Annotated in this window: 12 protein-coding genes and 1 pseudogene; 9 read left to right on the top strand and 4 right to left on the bottom strand. The window is 67.4% G+C overall.

From position 1 onward, the window contains the following. Positions 1-14: 14 nt before the first annotated feature. Positions 15-1,721: an HAD-IG family 5'-nucleotidase gene (locus SYV04_RS34040; RefSeq protein WP_321550178.1), complete on the bottom strand. Its 1,707-nt coding sequence runs from the start codon at positions 1,719-1,721 to the stop codon at positions 15-17. An 84-nt stretch (positions 1,722-1,805) separates the two neighbouring features. On the opposite strand from SYV04_RS34040, the gene SYV04_RS34035 reads away from it, so the two are divergent. The 8 genes from SYV04_RS34035 (at position 1,806) to SYV04_RS34000 (ending at position 10,372) form a co-directional block, all read left to right on the top strand. After that, positions 1,806-2,117: a hypothetical protein gene (locus SYV04_RS34035; protein WP_321550177.1), complete on the top strand. Its 312-nt coding sequence runs from the start codon at positions 1,806-1,808 to the stop codon at positions 2,115-2,117. Continuing rightward, positions 2,114-4,174, top strand: coding sequence for a serine/threonine-protein kinase (locus SYV04_RS34030; protein WP_321550176.1), 2,061 nt, complete (start codon positions 2,114-2,116; stop codon positions 4,172-4,174). The genes SYV04_RS34035 and SYV04_RS34030 overlap by 4 nt, the downstream gene beginning before the upstream one ends. 2 nt (positions 4,175-4,176) lie before the next feature. Further along, complete coding sequence (locus SYV04_RS34025) at positions 4,177-4,833, top strand: response regulator transcription factor (protein ID WP_321550175.1); 657 nt, start codon at positions 4,177-4,179, stop codon at positions 4,831-4,833. A 36-nt stretch (positions 4,834-4,869) separates the two neighbouring features. Then, positions 4,870-6,198: a M16 family metallopeptidase gene (locus SYV04_RS34020; protein WP_321550174.1), complete on the top strand. Its 1,329-nt coding sequence runs from the start codon at positions 4,870-4,872 to the stop codon at positions 6,196-6,198. A 2-nt stretch (positions 6,199-6,200) separates the two neighbouring features. Next, on the top strand, positions 6,201-7,577 hold the full coding sequence (locus SYV04_RS34015) for a M16 family metallopeptidase (RefSeq protein WP_321550173.1): 1,377 nt from the start codon (positions 6,201-6,203) through the stop codon (positions 7,575-7,577). Beyond that, positions 7,574-8,275 carry an RluA family pseudouridine synthase gene (locus SYV04_RS34010; RefSeq protein ID WP_321550172.1) on the top strand — a complete coding sequence of 234 codons (702 nt, stop codon included), beginning with the start codon at positions 7,574-7,576 and terminating at the stop codon, positions 8,273-8,275. Before SYV04_RS34015 ends, SYV04_RS34010 begins: the two co-directional genes overlap by 4 nt. 151 nt (positions 8,276-8,426) lie before the next feature. Next, the gene (locus SYV04_RS34005; RefSeq protein WP_321550171.1) at positions 8,427-9,038 is read left to right on the top strand and encodes a hypothetical protein; all 612 of its coding nucleotides are present in this window, start codon (positions 8,427-8,429) and stop codon (positions 9,036-9,038) included. Between the two features lie 392 nt (positions 9,039-9,430). Further along, a complete protein-coding gene (locus SYV04_RS34000; protein WP_321550170.1) occupies positions 9,431-10,372 on the top strand; it encodes a DUF5011 domain-containing protein in 942 nt (313 codons plus the stop codon). Positions 10,373-10,433: 61 nt separating this feature from the next. Here SYV04_RS34000 and SYV04_RS33995 read toward each other — a convergent pair whose 3' ends face one another. Continuing rightward, positions 10,434-11,003, bottom strand: a complete 570-nt coding sequence (locus SYV04_RS33995) for a hypothetical protein (RefSeq protein WP_321550169.1) — start codon at positions 11,001-11,003, stop codon at positions 10,434-10,436. Positions 11,004-11,192: 189 nt separating this feature from the next. Between SYV04_RS33995 and SYV04_RS33990 the strand changes: the two genes are divergently transcribed. After that, positions 11,193-12,230: a hypothetical protein gene (locus tag SYV04_RS33990; protein WP_321550168.1), complete on the top strand. Its 1,038-nt coding sequence runs from the start codon at positions 11,193-11,195 to the stop codon at positions 12,228-12,230. A gap of 50 nt (positions 12,231-12,280) precedes the next feature. Here the strand turns inward: SYV04_RS33990 and SYV04_RS33985 are convergent, their stop codons facing one another. Continuing rightward, a complete protein-coding gene (locus SYV04_RS33985; protein WP_321550167.1) occupies positions 12,281-12,850 on the bottom strand; it encodes a transposase in 570 nt (189 codons plus the stop codon). 76 nt (positions 12,851-12,926) lie between these two features. Further along, positions 12,927-13,277, bottom strand: a pseudogene (locus tag SYV04_RS43820) (helix-turn-helix domain-containing protein); the annotation flags it as partial. Between the last annotated feature and the right edge of the window lie 87 nt (positions 13,278-13,364).

The following is a 13,364-nucleotide window of genomic DNA, read 5'->3' as shown; positions in this document are numbered from 1 at the left end:
AGGACAGCGGCGCTTCACTCCTTGCCCGAGCCCTTCGGCGGGCCTTCGCTGCCGAGCGGAGAGAGCTTTCCGGACAGCGCGCCGGCCTGCTCGTGCGGCATGAGGTCGCGGGGCGAGCGGTAGTACTGCATCGGCGAGTAGTGCAGGAAGTTGGAGACGCGGCTCGTGTAGAGGCACGCGTACTGCTCCACCTGGTAGCCGAAGCGGCTGTTCTCGTTGCCCTCCTTGAACAGCAGCCCCCAGTACGGGTTGAAGCCCTCCTCCACGTCCTGCTCCAGCGTGTCGGCGATCTCCATCGACTCCTTGAGCGCCTTGCGCACCGTGTCCAGCTCCAGCTTGAGCTGCTTGCGCTCCTCCTCGAGCCGCGCCCGCTCGGCGCTCCCCGGCTCGGCGCGCTCCATTCGCCGCTCCACGCTGTTGAGCGACGTCTTGATGAAGTTCACCTCGTCATCCAGCCGCGCGCGGGTGAGCTCCACTTCCGAGAGCCGGGAGATCTCCTCTCGCCGCGAGTCGGTGTAGGTGATCTCGTCCTCGATCTCCTGCACCACCATGCACGTGCGCCACAGCGAGGACTTCTTCGACTTGAGGATGTCACCGTAGATGTGATCGCCCACGTAGAGGACGTTCTCGCCCCGGAACTGGGTGAACTCCTCGAACTGGACCAGGTTGCCGCCCGAGTACACCTTGCCGCGCTCCAGGCTCTTGGCCTCGCCCACCACGCGGCCCTCCTCGGTGGAGGTGTCCAGCTCCAGGAACGGGCGCTGCTGCGTGAAGAAGCCCGGCTTGCCCGCCGCCGTGACGATGAAGTCGAAGTAGTTGCGCCAGCTCGGGTACTCCGCCAGCTGCCCGTCCAGCAGGTAGCGCATGAGCGCGTCGGTGTAGTCCCACGCCGAGTTCGTCAGCAGGAACAGCCGCTTGTGCCCCGAGCGCAGCTTGTGCAGCGCCGGCCCCAGCTCCGGATCCAAGAAGACGTAGCGGCTGAGCTCCTTGCGCACCTCGCGCTTGAGCGAGTTGTCCCGGTGGACCGTGTCGATGGCCTCGCGGATGTCGTCGTACAGCTTGCCGTAGTCCACCCGCTGGCCCAGCGACTCCAAGAGCTCGATGACGCCCGCGTACAGGCACGTCTCCGGCAGCGCGAACAGGGTGTCGTTCCACGCGAAGCGCGGGTCGCTCGGGCGCACGCGCTTGTTGCGGTACAGCTCGCGCCGCACCTCGGTCTTCACCGGCCGCAGCCCGTGCCACACCCGCCCCACGTGCCCGAAGCGGTCCATCTTCAGGATGTTGCCGGTGAGCCGATCCACCGCCAGCCCGCGCATCACGAAGTGGTGGTCGTAGAGCAGGTGGCCAATCACCGGCGGGTAGCCGTACTCGCCCACCAGCTTGGCCAGCGTCATGTCGAACGAGAGCTGCTCGAGCCGGCGCATGTGGTAGATGGCCAGCGTGTAGTCCATGTCGAAGCCGATCAGCTCGACGGAGGCCATGCGCAGGTTGCGGTTGACGAACACGTCCCGCGCCCGGGGCACCTCGTGACGCTCCCGGGGCGCGGTGAGCAGGCGGGCGAGCGTCTCATCGGTGATGAGGTGCTGGGCGCGCTGAGCCGCTTGCTCTGCGTGCGCGCGGTCCAGGACGGAGCGAAAACTGCCATGGAGGGGGTCCGGGGCGGGCCCTCCGGGGATGGGGCTGTTCTTGGGGACGGTCGGAGCCAAGCGATCCTCAGACATAACACGCGCTCATCGAGCTGGCACCCCAGTCCCTCTGTCCTCCTTGCGGGTATCCGAGGGAGCGTGGCACGCTCTGGGGTGCGAATGCGGTCGCCAGCCAGACGCCAGCCCTCGGACGCCGAGATCCACGCGCGGCTGTCCGCCCGAATCGAAGCCCTGGAAGACCGGGTGCGTCGGCTGGAGCAGCACGTGCGCCGCGCCGTGTCATCCTCCCTGAGGGCCCAGCCGGCCACCAGCGCCCGGCACGCTCAGGCCGCGGCCCCGGCCCGGCAGGAGCGGCCCCGGCCCCGTTGCCCTGGCTGCACCCTGGAGCTGCCGCGCGGCCGCAAGCGCGAGACGTGCGTCTGGTGCGGGTTCCACTTCTCCGCCGTCCGGCGCAGGGCGAGGAAGGGATGAACACCTCCTACCGCCTGACAGGGCGGATCGAAGCCGGCGAGCTGGCGGACCTGTACAAGGCCACGCAGGACTCCGGTGGCGAAGTGGTGGTGAAGCTCTTCCACCCGAAGACCTCGGATCCGGGCTACGCGCGGGTGCTGGCGGAGACCTCGCGGGTGCTCAACCCGCTGAGCCACACCGGCATCGTCCACTACGTGGACCTGGGCTTCGTGAAGGAGCGGCTCGCGGTGGTGCGCGAGCACGTGGACGGCTACACCCTGGGCACGGCGCTCCAGCGGCTCAACACCAAGGAGGTGCTGCTCCCGTCGCCCATCGCGCTCTACCTCGTCATCCAGCTCCTGGAGACGGTGCAGAAGGCGCACGAGGCGGAGATCGTCCACGGCGCCATCACCCCGGGCAACCTGCTGCTGTCGCGGGACGGGCAGCCGGCCATCTGCGACTTCGGCGCGCTCAAGGCCCTGATGGCGGTGCCCGAGCTCAAGCGCACCTTCGCCACCCGGGGCCGCAGCGCCTACCGCGCCCCCGAGGTGACCCGCGGCGAGGAGCCCACGGTCCAGTCGGACATCTACTCCCTGGGCTCGATCGCCTACGAGCTGCTCACCCTGCGCGAGGCCATCGTCACCGGAAACGTGAGCACCCGCAGCGGCGGGCTGCCGCCTCCCAGCCGCATCGATCGCCGCATCAACGCGCGGCTGGATCCGCTCATCCTGCGAGCGCTGGATCCCCACCCCAACCGGCGCTTCCGCTCGGCGGGAGAGTTCTCCGGGGCGCTGCGGAACTTCTTCGCCGCCAACGGGGGCATGCCGAACACGGAGGATCTGCGCCGCTTCGTCCGCGAGCTCGTGCCCAACGAGGTGAATTTCTCCACGCTCGGGCCCCCGGCGTTCACCGAGCCCTTCAAGCTCACCGCCGTCACCGGCGCCGAGATCGCCCACCTGCACGCCGAGATCCCCGAGGTGTCCGTGGTGGTGCGGCCCTCCTTCAGCCGCTCCGTGAGCGAGGAGGAGTTCGCCGCGGAGACGCAGGAAGCCGCCCCCATCTTCGAGGAGTACAAGCCGGAGGCCTACGCGCCCCTGGAGGCCACCCGCGCCGGCCAGCCGGAGCCCGTGGCCGTCGCGGAGGACACGTCCCCGAGCAGCGTGGGGCCGCTGGAGCAGGCTTGGGAGGCCCCCCCGGGAGCCGCGCCGCCCAAGGCGAAGAAGCCGGCGGGTCTGATGATGGGCACCCCCGGAGTCAAGGAGGGCACCTTCGTCGGCCGCAACCCCCGCCTCAAGTGGGTCGATGATCTCTCCGAGGAGAAGACGCACGTCGCCGAGGAGCTCCAGGAGCCCGCCGCTTCTCCGCCCAAGGCGGCACCGGCGGCCCGTGCGGCGCCTCCCCCCGCGGCACCGCCACCCTCCGCCCGCCCTCCGCCTTCCCTGGTGCGCACGGCCCCCTCCAAGGAGCCGCCCGCTCAGGGCTACGTCCCTCGGGAGCGGAAGGAGATCCCGATGCCGCCGCCGACGGATGCCTCCATTCGCATTGGGATCTCCGGGAAGCGCCTGTTCACCGAGGAGCGGGACCTGCGCGCCATGGAGCAGCGCAAGCGCAGCGCCCTGGGCCTCGCCAGCGGAATCTTCCTGGTGGGGGTGATCGCCTTCGCCCTGGCGATCTGGCAGCTCGGCGCCACCAAGCCTCCGGCGCCTGCCCCGAAGCCGGATCCCCGCGCGGATGCCATCACCGGGGCGGTGAACCAGTACGTGGCCTCGCCCAAGCCGCCAGAGCCCAAGCCCGCGCCCCCCGAGGTCTCCCCTCGGAAAGAGCCCGTGGACGAGCCCCGGCCGGATCCGAACTCCGCGTTCCTGACGCTGCGCAGCAACGTGCCCGCGCGGGTCATCATCGATGGCACGGTGTTGAGCCGGCGCACGCCGCTGGTGAAGTACCCGGTGAAGCCGGGCACCCGGCACATCGTCCTGGAGGCCGTGGGGACGAAGGAGCGCGTGGAGTTCGAGGCGCGCTTCGAGCGCGGGAAGAACCACACCATCGAGCAGAAGTTCGACTCCACTCCGAGGCGCTGAACATGGACCGGACGCGCGTCTATGTCGTCGAGGATCAGCCCAACCTCCTCAAGAACCTGGTGAAGGTGCTGGCGACGTACGAGGAACTCGAGGTGGTGGGCACCTCCCAGGACGGGGAGGAGGCCGTGGAGGACATCGTCCGGGTCCGGCCACAGATCGTCCTGTTGGATCTGGAGCTGCCGGGGATCAACGGCATCCAGGTTACACAGCGCGTCAAGCGCCGGGCCTCCGAGGTGGAGATCCTCATCCTCACGTCCTTCGAGGATGAGCAGAAGGTGTACGAGGCGATCCAGGCGGGGGCCTCGGGCTACCTGGTGAAGCGGGTGGGGCCGGAGAAGATCCGCTCAGGAATCAAGGAGGTGATGGAGGGGGGCACGGTGCTCGAGCCCATCATCGCCCGCAGGTTCTGGAACTACTTCCAGTCCATCCAGGCCAGGCCCCCGGAGAAGAAGGAGAACCCCTGGGCGCTGACGCCCATCGAGTTCGAGGTGCTGCGCTACGTGGCCAAGGGGCTGTCCAACGCCGAGGTGGGGCAGGTGATGACGCTGGAGCGGCGCACGGTGCGCACCCATCTGTCGCATATCTACCGGAAGATGGGAGTCAACTCGCACGTGGAGGCGGTGGTGCTGGCCCTGCGCGCGGGCGTGGTGGATCTGTAGCGCCACCACTCGGCGCTGGGTATAGGCTGCCGCCCTATGCCCAAGGCTTCTTCGCGTCCTCCCGCTCGTAAGGCGGACCCCGCGCTGCAGTCCCTGCTGGATGTCCACGAGGCCCAGTTGTCCAACGGCCTGCGCATCCGGCTGCTGCCCAACCCTCAAACCCCCGTGGTGAGCCTTTACACCTTCTTCCAGGTGGGCTCGCGCAACGAGCGCCCCGGCATCACGGGGATCAGCCACCTGTTCGAGCACATGATGTTCAACGGGGCGAAGAAGTACGGCCCCAAGGAGTTCGACCGGGTGCTGGAGTCCAACGGCGGCCGGTCCAACGCGTACACCTCCAATGACATGACGGTGTACTACGACGACTTCTCGTCGGACGCGCTGGAGACGGTGCTGGACCTGGAGTCGGACCGGATGCGCTCGCTGCGCATCTCGGATGACACGCTGGCCAGCGAGCGCGAGGTGGTGAAGGAGGAGCGCCGCGTCCGCGTGGACAATGAGATCACCGGCATCCTGGACGAGGAGCTGGGCACGCTGGTGTACAAGGCGCACCCGTACCGCTGGCCGGTGATCGGGTGGATGGCGGACATCGAGAACATCTCCCGCCGCGACTGCGAGGAGTACTTTCGCACCTACTACGCGCCCAGCAACGCGGTGCTCTACATCTCGGGTGACATCAACCCGAAGAAGACGATGGCCTTGATTCGCCGCTACTACGGCGACATCCCCAAGGGGCCCAAGCCGATTCCGGTCATCGACGCGGAGCCGGCGCAGAAGGGCGAGCGGCGCGCGGTGGTGCGCCACCCGGCGCAGTCGCCCTCGCTGATGATCGGCTTCCGGGGCCCGCGCGCCACGGAGGAGGAGACGCTCGTGCTGGACGTCATCCAGTACGCGCTGAACAAGGGGGAGGGGAGCCGGCTGGTGAAGGGGCTGGTGTACGAGCAGCAGGTGGCCGTGTCGGTGATGCTCGACTGGGGCTGGCGGATTGACCCAGGGACGATCCTCTTCTACCTGGAGCTCAAGCCGGACTCGGATCCGCAGAAGGTGGAGGCGGCGCTGTACACCGAGCTGGAGCGCATGGCGCGCGAGGGCTTGAACGAGCGCGAGCTGCAGAAGGCCAAGAACAACCTGCGGGCGGACCAGCTCCGCGAGCTGGGCACCAACACGGGGCGCGCCCACGCGCTGGGCCACTACGAGGCGCTGCTGGGCTCGTGGAAGGAGCTGCTGACGCTGCCGTCCCGCTATGCCGGCATCACCAACGAGCAGGTGAAGGCCACCGCCGCGAAGTACTTCGCTCCCGAGCGCCGCTCGGTGGTGACGCTGGTTCCCGAGACAGACTCCGCCGCCAACGGCGCCGAGGATTGATGATGGCCACCCGTTCCCGAGCCACTCCGAAGACGAAGGACAAGTCGGCGGCCTCCCGGCCGTTGAAGCTCCCCACCGCCACCGAGACGACGACGTCGACGGGCCTGCAGGTGATGGCCGCCGAGCGCGGCCCGCTGCCGCTGGTGGCCATGCGCCTGGTGCTGCGCGCTGGCAGCGCCACGGATCCGAAGGACAAGCAGGGCCTGGCCGACTTCACCGTCCGCCTGCTGCGCCGAGGCACCGAGCGCATGAGCGCGGATGCCATCGACGAGGCGATCGAGTTCGTCGGCGCCAGCCTCGCCGCGGGCGTGAGCGAGGACTTGATGTCGCTGTACGTCACCACGCCGGCCGAGCACTTCCCGGCGATGCTCTCGGTGCTGGGGCAGTTGGTGCGAGAGCCCATCTTCCCCGAGAAGGAGGTGGAGCTGGCCCGGGAGCGCTCGCTGGCGCAGTTCGCCAACGATCTGGACGATCCGAGCACCATCGCGGACCGGGCCTTCACCCAGGAGCTGTGGGGAGACCACCCGTACGGGCATGACGTGGGGGGCACGGCCTCGCACGTGCGTACCTTCACCCGCGAGGACGTGGTGCGCTTCCACCGGGAGCGGATTGGCCCCAAGGGCGCGCTCCTGGTGGTGGTGGGCGCGGTAAAGCCGGAGGTGGTGGCCGCCGAGGCGGAGAAGGCCTTCGGAGGCTGGACGCAGCCGGAGCAGCTCGAGCTTCTGACTGTACCGCCGTTGGAGCGCCTGGCGCAGGCGGGCCGAATCCTCCTGATCGACAAGCCGGACCAGTCGCAGTCGCAGGTGCGCATCGGCGGGCCGGGCTACCGCATCGGCCACCCGGACTACTTCGCTGCGACGGCGATGAACATCGCCCTGGGCGGCGGTTTCACCTCGCGGCTGGTGAACGCCGTACGCGTGGAGCGAGGCCTGTCCTACAGCGTCGGCAGCTACTTCGACACGATGAGCGCGGGCGGCATCTTCGCCATCTCCACCTTCACCAAGACGGCCTCGACGCGAGAGATCATCGACGTGTCGCTGGGCGAGGTGGGCAAGGTACGCAAGGGCGGGATTACGCCCCGGGAGCTGAAGACGGCGCAGACGTACCTTGCGGGCCTCTACCCGCTGCGCACGGAGACGAGCGAGTCGGTGGCGTCGGTGCTCGCGGACATCCGGGTGCATGGGTTGGGGGATGACTGGGTGGAGCAGTTCCGCGACCGGCTGCGAGCGGTGACACCGAAGCAGGTGAAGACGGTGGCGGCGAAGTACCTGTACCCGCAGGCGCCGACGATGGTGCTGCTGGGCAAGGCCTCCGAGGTGAAGAAGCAGCTCAAGGGACTGGGTCCGGTCACGGTGGTTCCGGTCTCGGAGTACGAGTGACGGAGCTCCGCGTTCTCCATGAGGGCGCGGGGCTGCTCGTGGTGGCCAAGCCCGCGGGGGTGCTCGTCATCCCCGGGCGTGGCGAGGGCAGCGGCCCGTCCCTGCGGGAGCAGCTGGAGGCGCAGCTGCGCAAGAAGGTCTTCGTGGTGCATCGGCTGGATCGAGACACCTCGGGGGTGCTGGTGTTCGCGCTGGACGCGGAGCGGCACCGGGCGCTGTCGCAGGCCTTCGAGGCGGGCAAGGTGAAGAAGCGCTACCTGGCGCTGGTGGAGGGCCGGGTAGAGGCGCCCCAATTGGTGGACGCCGCGCTGGTGGCCGGGCGCAAGGGCCGGATGCGGGTGGCGCGACCGGGGGAGGAGGGGAAACCCTCACGCACGCGGGTGCGCCCGGTGGAGACCTTCGCGAAGGCCTCGCTGGTGGAAGCCGAACCGCTCACGGGCCGCACGCACCAGATCCGCGTGCATCTGCTGCAGATGGGGCACCCGCTGCTGGTGGACCACCAGTACGGCCGCGAGGAGCCGCTGACGGAGAAGGACCTGGGCGGGGCAGGGGAGGCGGTGGTGCTGGCGAGGACGCCGCTGCACGCGGCACGGTTGGAGTGGCCGGCCCTTCCGGGAGTGGAGGCGAGAGCGCTGGAAGCCCCCATGCCCGAGGACATGGCGCAAACCGCGGCCTTGTTGCGCCAGACCTCCTCGTGAGGAACTGCGGCACCGATTCGGGTGCGAAGTCCATGTGGGATCGCCGCGTGCGATATGGGTACCATTCCGCCACATGGTCCAATCACCTCGTCTTGTCTCCGCTACAGCATCCGTCCGTTTCCTCCCCCTCGTGGTCATCGGCGCTGTCCTCTTGTCGGGGTGCGGCGTCTTCGAGCAGGGCGCCTGCGTCCACGGCTCGAACCTGTACTTCTGCACGGAGGACACCGAGGGCGAGTGCCGCGACTTCTGGTGCGAGGACTGGGACTACTGCGGCTACTTCTCGGGCGACACGTGCGCGGACGTCGGATTTTCGGAGGGCACGTCCTCCCAAGACACCTTCTCGGAGCCGAGGACGCCCGAGTGGAGCTGGGGAACGCCTTCGGGCGGACCGGCTTCGCCCGGCGGCGGGAGCTCCGGCGCATGCGCCTACTACGACTCAAACCTGAACCGCGTGCTCTGCGAGCAACGCACGGGTGCCTCCAGCTGCTCGGGCAAGTGGATGGGCAGCGGCTCCACCTGTTCCGGTCTCAGCTGCTCGAGCGGCACTGATCCGTACAGCTGCACCGTCTCGGGCGGAAGCTCGGGCGGCTCCGGTGCATGCACGGCCACCTACCAAGGGCCTACCGGCGATGCACAGGTCTACACACAGTGCGCGTCCGTGTGGAACTACCGATGCCAGCAGAAGAACAACAGCGCCGCGGACCAGAACTGCCTCGTCTACGACTCGCTCGAGGCGACGGTGTCGTGCCCGTATTGTCCGTGAGGCGTGGCGTATTCCCTCTGGCCAGGCCCTCCGGCAAGAAGTTGCCGCTCTGTGTTGCCGGGCCAGGACTCCCGGCAAGAAGTTGCCGGCGCTCCCTCCCATCCACGTGCGCTGCGGGCTTCCACGGGACTTGGCATGGCGCTAGCTTCGAGGCCCGACGGATCACCACGGGAGGTTGAACAATGCAAATGCTTGGAAGAATGGTCCTTGGGATGGTCGCGCTGCTGGGAAACTCGGCTCTGGCCAGTCTCCCTGTCGTCAGCGTCGCTCAAACGGCACGGGGAGGCTGTGCTTATTCGATCAAGGTTCTCGAAGACGTGGACCCGATCCCATACCCCCGGCCGTTCTACAGAATCACTGTCGAAAGCTCCGTCCTCGTACCGAGCTGCACGGTGCAGCCTCGGTCCCTCGAGCTGACGACCTCGAGGCTCCTGCCCGAGGTCGCGATCCAATCCAACGCTGACGGCATCGTGGCGGCGTATTCCTTTGGAGAGCCCGTCCGGTTCATGGGGGACTTCAGGCGCATCAGCATCCGGAACCTCGACCCGAACACCCTGGGGACCCTGAGGGGCGCGGGGTTGACGTCCGGGTGGCTCCCCCCGAACGGTGGGGCCGGGTATCCTGGCGGCGTCTCCTTGGGCTCGCTCACCATCCAGGGCTCTTACGTCCAGCTGTCGGGCACCTTCACCGGCAACTCGATCGGGGAGGATCCCGCGGCCGTCCCCTGGCCCTACCCGATCTGGGAGGGGAATGAGTACGTCGCCTCCTATGCCAACTTCTTCACCACGACGACACCGCCCATCCTCGGCGCGCAGGCCTGTGCGTCGCTGCCTCCGGTGCTCACGATCAACGGCGGCTCGCCGCTGACGCTGGAGTGCGTCAAGGGTGGGACGTACAGCGATCCGGGTGCTCAGGCGGTGGATGGGTGCGGCAACCCGCTGGTGGTGCATGCGTACAACACGGGCGCGGACTCCTCCGGGCCGGGCCCTCTGCTGAGCTACGAGGGCGAGTACCCGGTCTCGTATGCCACGTGGAACTCTGCGGGGGATGCGAACGCCACCCGCACGGTGATCGTGGATGACACGACGGCGCCCTCCCTGACGCTCCTCGGCTCCTCGTCCATGGTGCATACGTGCAACACCCCGTGGATCGAGCCGGGCGTGACGGCGAATGATGCGTGCTCCGGCAACATCTCGCCGTGGGTGTCTCGCACGGGCGAGGTGAATGCCTGGGCCGTCGGTGTTTACACCTTGACCTACAACGTGACGGATGCAGGCGGCAACAGCGCCACGCCCGTGACGCGCACTGTCCAGGTCGTCAACTGCCCCTGGTAGGACTCAGACGCGGGGGGAGGGGAGGGGGCGCGAGGGCTCCCTTCCTCCTCCGGAATGAGCGCTAGGAGTGCGAGCCCGCGTGCAGGGGCTTTCCCGGATGAGCCAGCTTGCCCGAGGCCTCTGTGGGCACCGACACGGGGCGCCGTGGCCCAGCGAGGGCCTGCAGCAGGTTGCCCTTGGCGATGAAGTAATACATGAGCGTCAGCCACATCACGGTGAGGAGCACCCAGCGGATGTCGTTCAGAACCATCCACTGCTGGAGGAGTGGGGTCAGCTGCGACTGATCCGCCACACCGGCCTTGATGATCTTGTTGACGGGAATGATGTGGAGCTGGCCCACATAGGTGGCCGCGCTGATGCACAGCAGCGAGAGGATCGCCGTCCAGCGAAAGCGCGTCTTCCACTCCGTGACGAGGAAGATGATGCTGGCCAGGAACATGAGCGGCACCACGAGGGTGAAGAACCGCGTGGCGGCGCTCGTTGGCAGGATGAAGTGGTCCTGAACGATGTCCACCGTCATTTTCGTCCAGCTCGGGTACCAGAAGAAGTGCAGCGCCCAGAGGACGCCCACGTACAGCGTCGCTCCAAAGAAGAGATAGCTGTGATTGACGGCGAGCAGGATGCGCTTCATGGCTCCTCCCGTTGAGATGGACCTCGGGCAGAGGGAGTCGCGAGCCAGCGGATGTGACGGGAGTGGGCCTGGGTCTGCTTCCTCTCCTGGCAGCCAGGCGCGCCTCGCTTTTTCTGGGATGGGAGCCGGTTCGATCCCTCTTTCAGGTTGAGCCTGAATTCCTCAGCTCGCGTCGCGGCGAAGGTTCCCATGAATCTCAAGGACGTGGTCTCGGTGATGGTCTCCCTCTGCCTGGTCGGCTGTGGAGGCATCGAAGCACAAGCCCCAGCGGAGTCCGACGCTCCAGGCACGCTTGCCCAAGCGATCTCGGTGAACAACAACACCGACTTCTTGATGGTCTACAACGTGAATTACGAGAACCTGCCGACCGCGAGCGAGCAATGCGCTGGGGACTGGCAGGACCTCATCTATTACATGAAGACCCAGGCGTACTCTCCTGACGTCTTCATCGTCCATCAGATGAGCGGTGCGGGCCAGGCTGCCACGCTCGCCCAGTTCATCGAGGACAACCTGCCCGGGCAGTATGCCTCCATCGTGGCCGAGGCGAACCCCGATCCCATGAATAGCCCCTGTGGCGCCCCGAAGGATTACCAGACCAACGCCATCATCTATCGCACCGGGCGCCTGCAGCCCATCTCGGGCACGAAGGAGACGTGGCAGGTCTACAAGGGCGCGAACGGCTCGTGCGTGATGAACACCCAGGCGCGGTCCATCGGCGTGCGCATGGCCTTCACGGACCTCATCACGAACAAGAAGGTGGTCCTCGGCTCATCGCACTGGCCCACCAATCAGGAGGGTCCGGCGTCGGACCCCGGGTGCGCCGAGAAGAACATCCAACTCACGGACACGAAGATGCGGGCCATCAGCGGCGCCAACCTGCTCATCTGGGGTGTCGACTCCAACGAGAGTGATTACGGGAGCAACGGTTACAAGGACTGGTACAACCAGGCGAACTCCCAGATTGCCAGCACGCTCAACTACAACTGGAACGACCCGATCTACGAGGTCTGTTCTGGGAGCCGGAGCTGCTTGGAAGACAATTGGACGGTTGGCTCGGGTGCCCGCATCGACTTCCTCTTCTTCAATGCGGCGGCGACCTCGTCACATGGCCATACGGTGACCTACAACGAGGGCGATGCCGCCGACGTGCAGTTCACCGGGTCCGACCGGGACGATCTCAACTACTCGAGTCACCGTGCCATGAGCGCTCGCATCTACTACCCGTGACCGCTGTACGCATGGATGGGATGAAGCGGCCACGTACTAAGTCATCGGGGCTAAGTCTTTTCAGGGGGGGTACGCAGCATGAGGCGGCGTACTGCTCCTGGTCGCTGAAGACGGCGCAGGAGGCGGACGGCATCATCATAGAATGCCTCCCGCTGCTGGGTCAGCATGCGGCTGAAGTAGGTGTCCTTGAGCACTCCCCAGAAGCGCTCAATCCAGTTGAGCGTCTCGGAGGTGTAGAGAGGCAACTCGAAGGTGCGCACCCACGGCCGCGCCGCTTCAAGTGCTGTCTGGGCGAGCTGGGCCGAAAAGGGACGTCCGTTGTCGATGACGAGCACGATTCGTCTGCCGGTGCGCTTGGCGCGTGCCACCAACTGCTTCAGCAGGGGCGGGACGAGTGCTGCGGTGACGGTGCGTAGTTGGTGGGTGAAGAGGAGGTGCTGGTTGGGGTACCGGATGGCGCCCACCACGCCCACTCGAACGTTGGTGCCTGGAGTGGGCAGCGCCAAGCGGCTGCCCCGCCTCCTCCACATGGAGCGCGTCACCGGCAGCAGGTCGAAGCGTACTCCGTCCGCGTACCACAGCTCGAAGTCTGCTCCCGGACGGCTGGCCTGCTTCTGCAAGCGGTGGAGGCGCCGAGCGGCGCGCGCTTTTTTCCGCCTCGTCCGGCAGGTTGCGCGTCGTCAGCTGGGTGCGGCGCCAGACGAAGCCGTGGCAGCGCAACAACTCCCCCACCCAGTAGGCACTGACTTGCAGCCCGGTGCATTCCTCGAGGTAGGCGGCTAGGCGCGCACGCGTCCAGCGTGCGAAGGCGAAGCCCAACTGGTGTGGATCCGTCTCGGCCGTGCGCACCAGCAGCGCCAAGTACTCGGCGTCCACACGCGCAGGACGACCGGAGCGAGGCGCATCGGCCAGTCCTTCCAGTCCCAAGGCGCGCCAGCGCTGGCGCCATCCATACACTGTGCGCACCGTCACGCCCAAGGCTTGAGCGATGCGTAAGTCCTCGCCGTGCCCCGTCCCGACACGGAGCTGCCCCGTCCTTGGCCGCACGGAGGGAGAGGTGGTCAGCCCTGGGCCTTCGGCAGCGTGACGGTGCCCGGGTTCTCGATGGCAGCGAGCGCAGCGCGCCGCAGGTAG

Source organism: Hyalangium ruber (assembly GCF_034259325.1).
GTDB classification, from domain to species: Bacteria; Myxococcota; Myxococcia; order Myxococcales; family Myxococcaceae; genus Hyalangium_A; species Hyalangium_A rubrum.
The sequence above is the reverse complement of the archived record's forward strand: the minus strand, read 5'-3'. Positions and strand labels throughout refer to the sequence as shown.

Bases quoted from the DNA above. Each gene is read 5' to 3' on its own strand.
- SYV04_RS34040 (WP_321550178.1), bottom strand. From the start codon at position 1,721: ATGTCTGAGGATCGCTTGGCTCCGACCGTCCCCAAGAACAGCCCCATC.
- SYV04_RS34035 (WP_321550177.1), top strand. From the start codon at position 1,806: ATGCGGTCGCCAGCCAGACGCCAGCCCTCGGACGCCGAGATCCACGCG.
- SYV04_RS34030 (WP_321550176.1), top strand. From the start codon at position 2,114: ATGAACACCTCCTACCGCCTGACAGGGCGGATCGAAGCCGGCGAGCTG.
- SYV04_RS34025 (WP_321550175.1), top strand. From the start codon at position 4,177: ATGGACCGGACGCGCGTCTATGTCGTCGAGGATCAGCCCAACCTCCTC.
- SYV04_RS34020 (WP_321550174.1), top strand. From the start codon at position 4,870: ATGCCCAAGGCTTCTTCGCGTCCTCCCGCTCGTAAGGCGGACCCCGCG.
- SYV04_RS34015 (WP_321550173.1), top strand. From the start codon at position 6,201: ATGGCCACCCGTTCCCGAGCCACTCCGAAGACGAAGGACAAGTCGGCG.
- SYV04_RS33995 (WP_321550169.1), bottom strand. From the start codon at position 11,003: ATGAAGCGCATCCTGCTCGCCGTCAATCACAGCTATCTCTTCTTTGGA.
- SYV04_RS33990 (WP_321550168.1), top strand. From the start codon at position 11,193: ATGAATCTCAAGGACGTGGTCTCGGTGATGGTCTCCCTCTGCCTGGTC.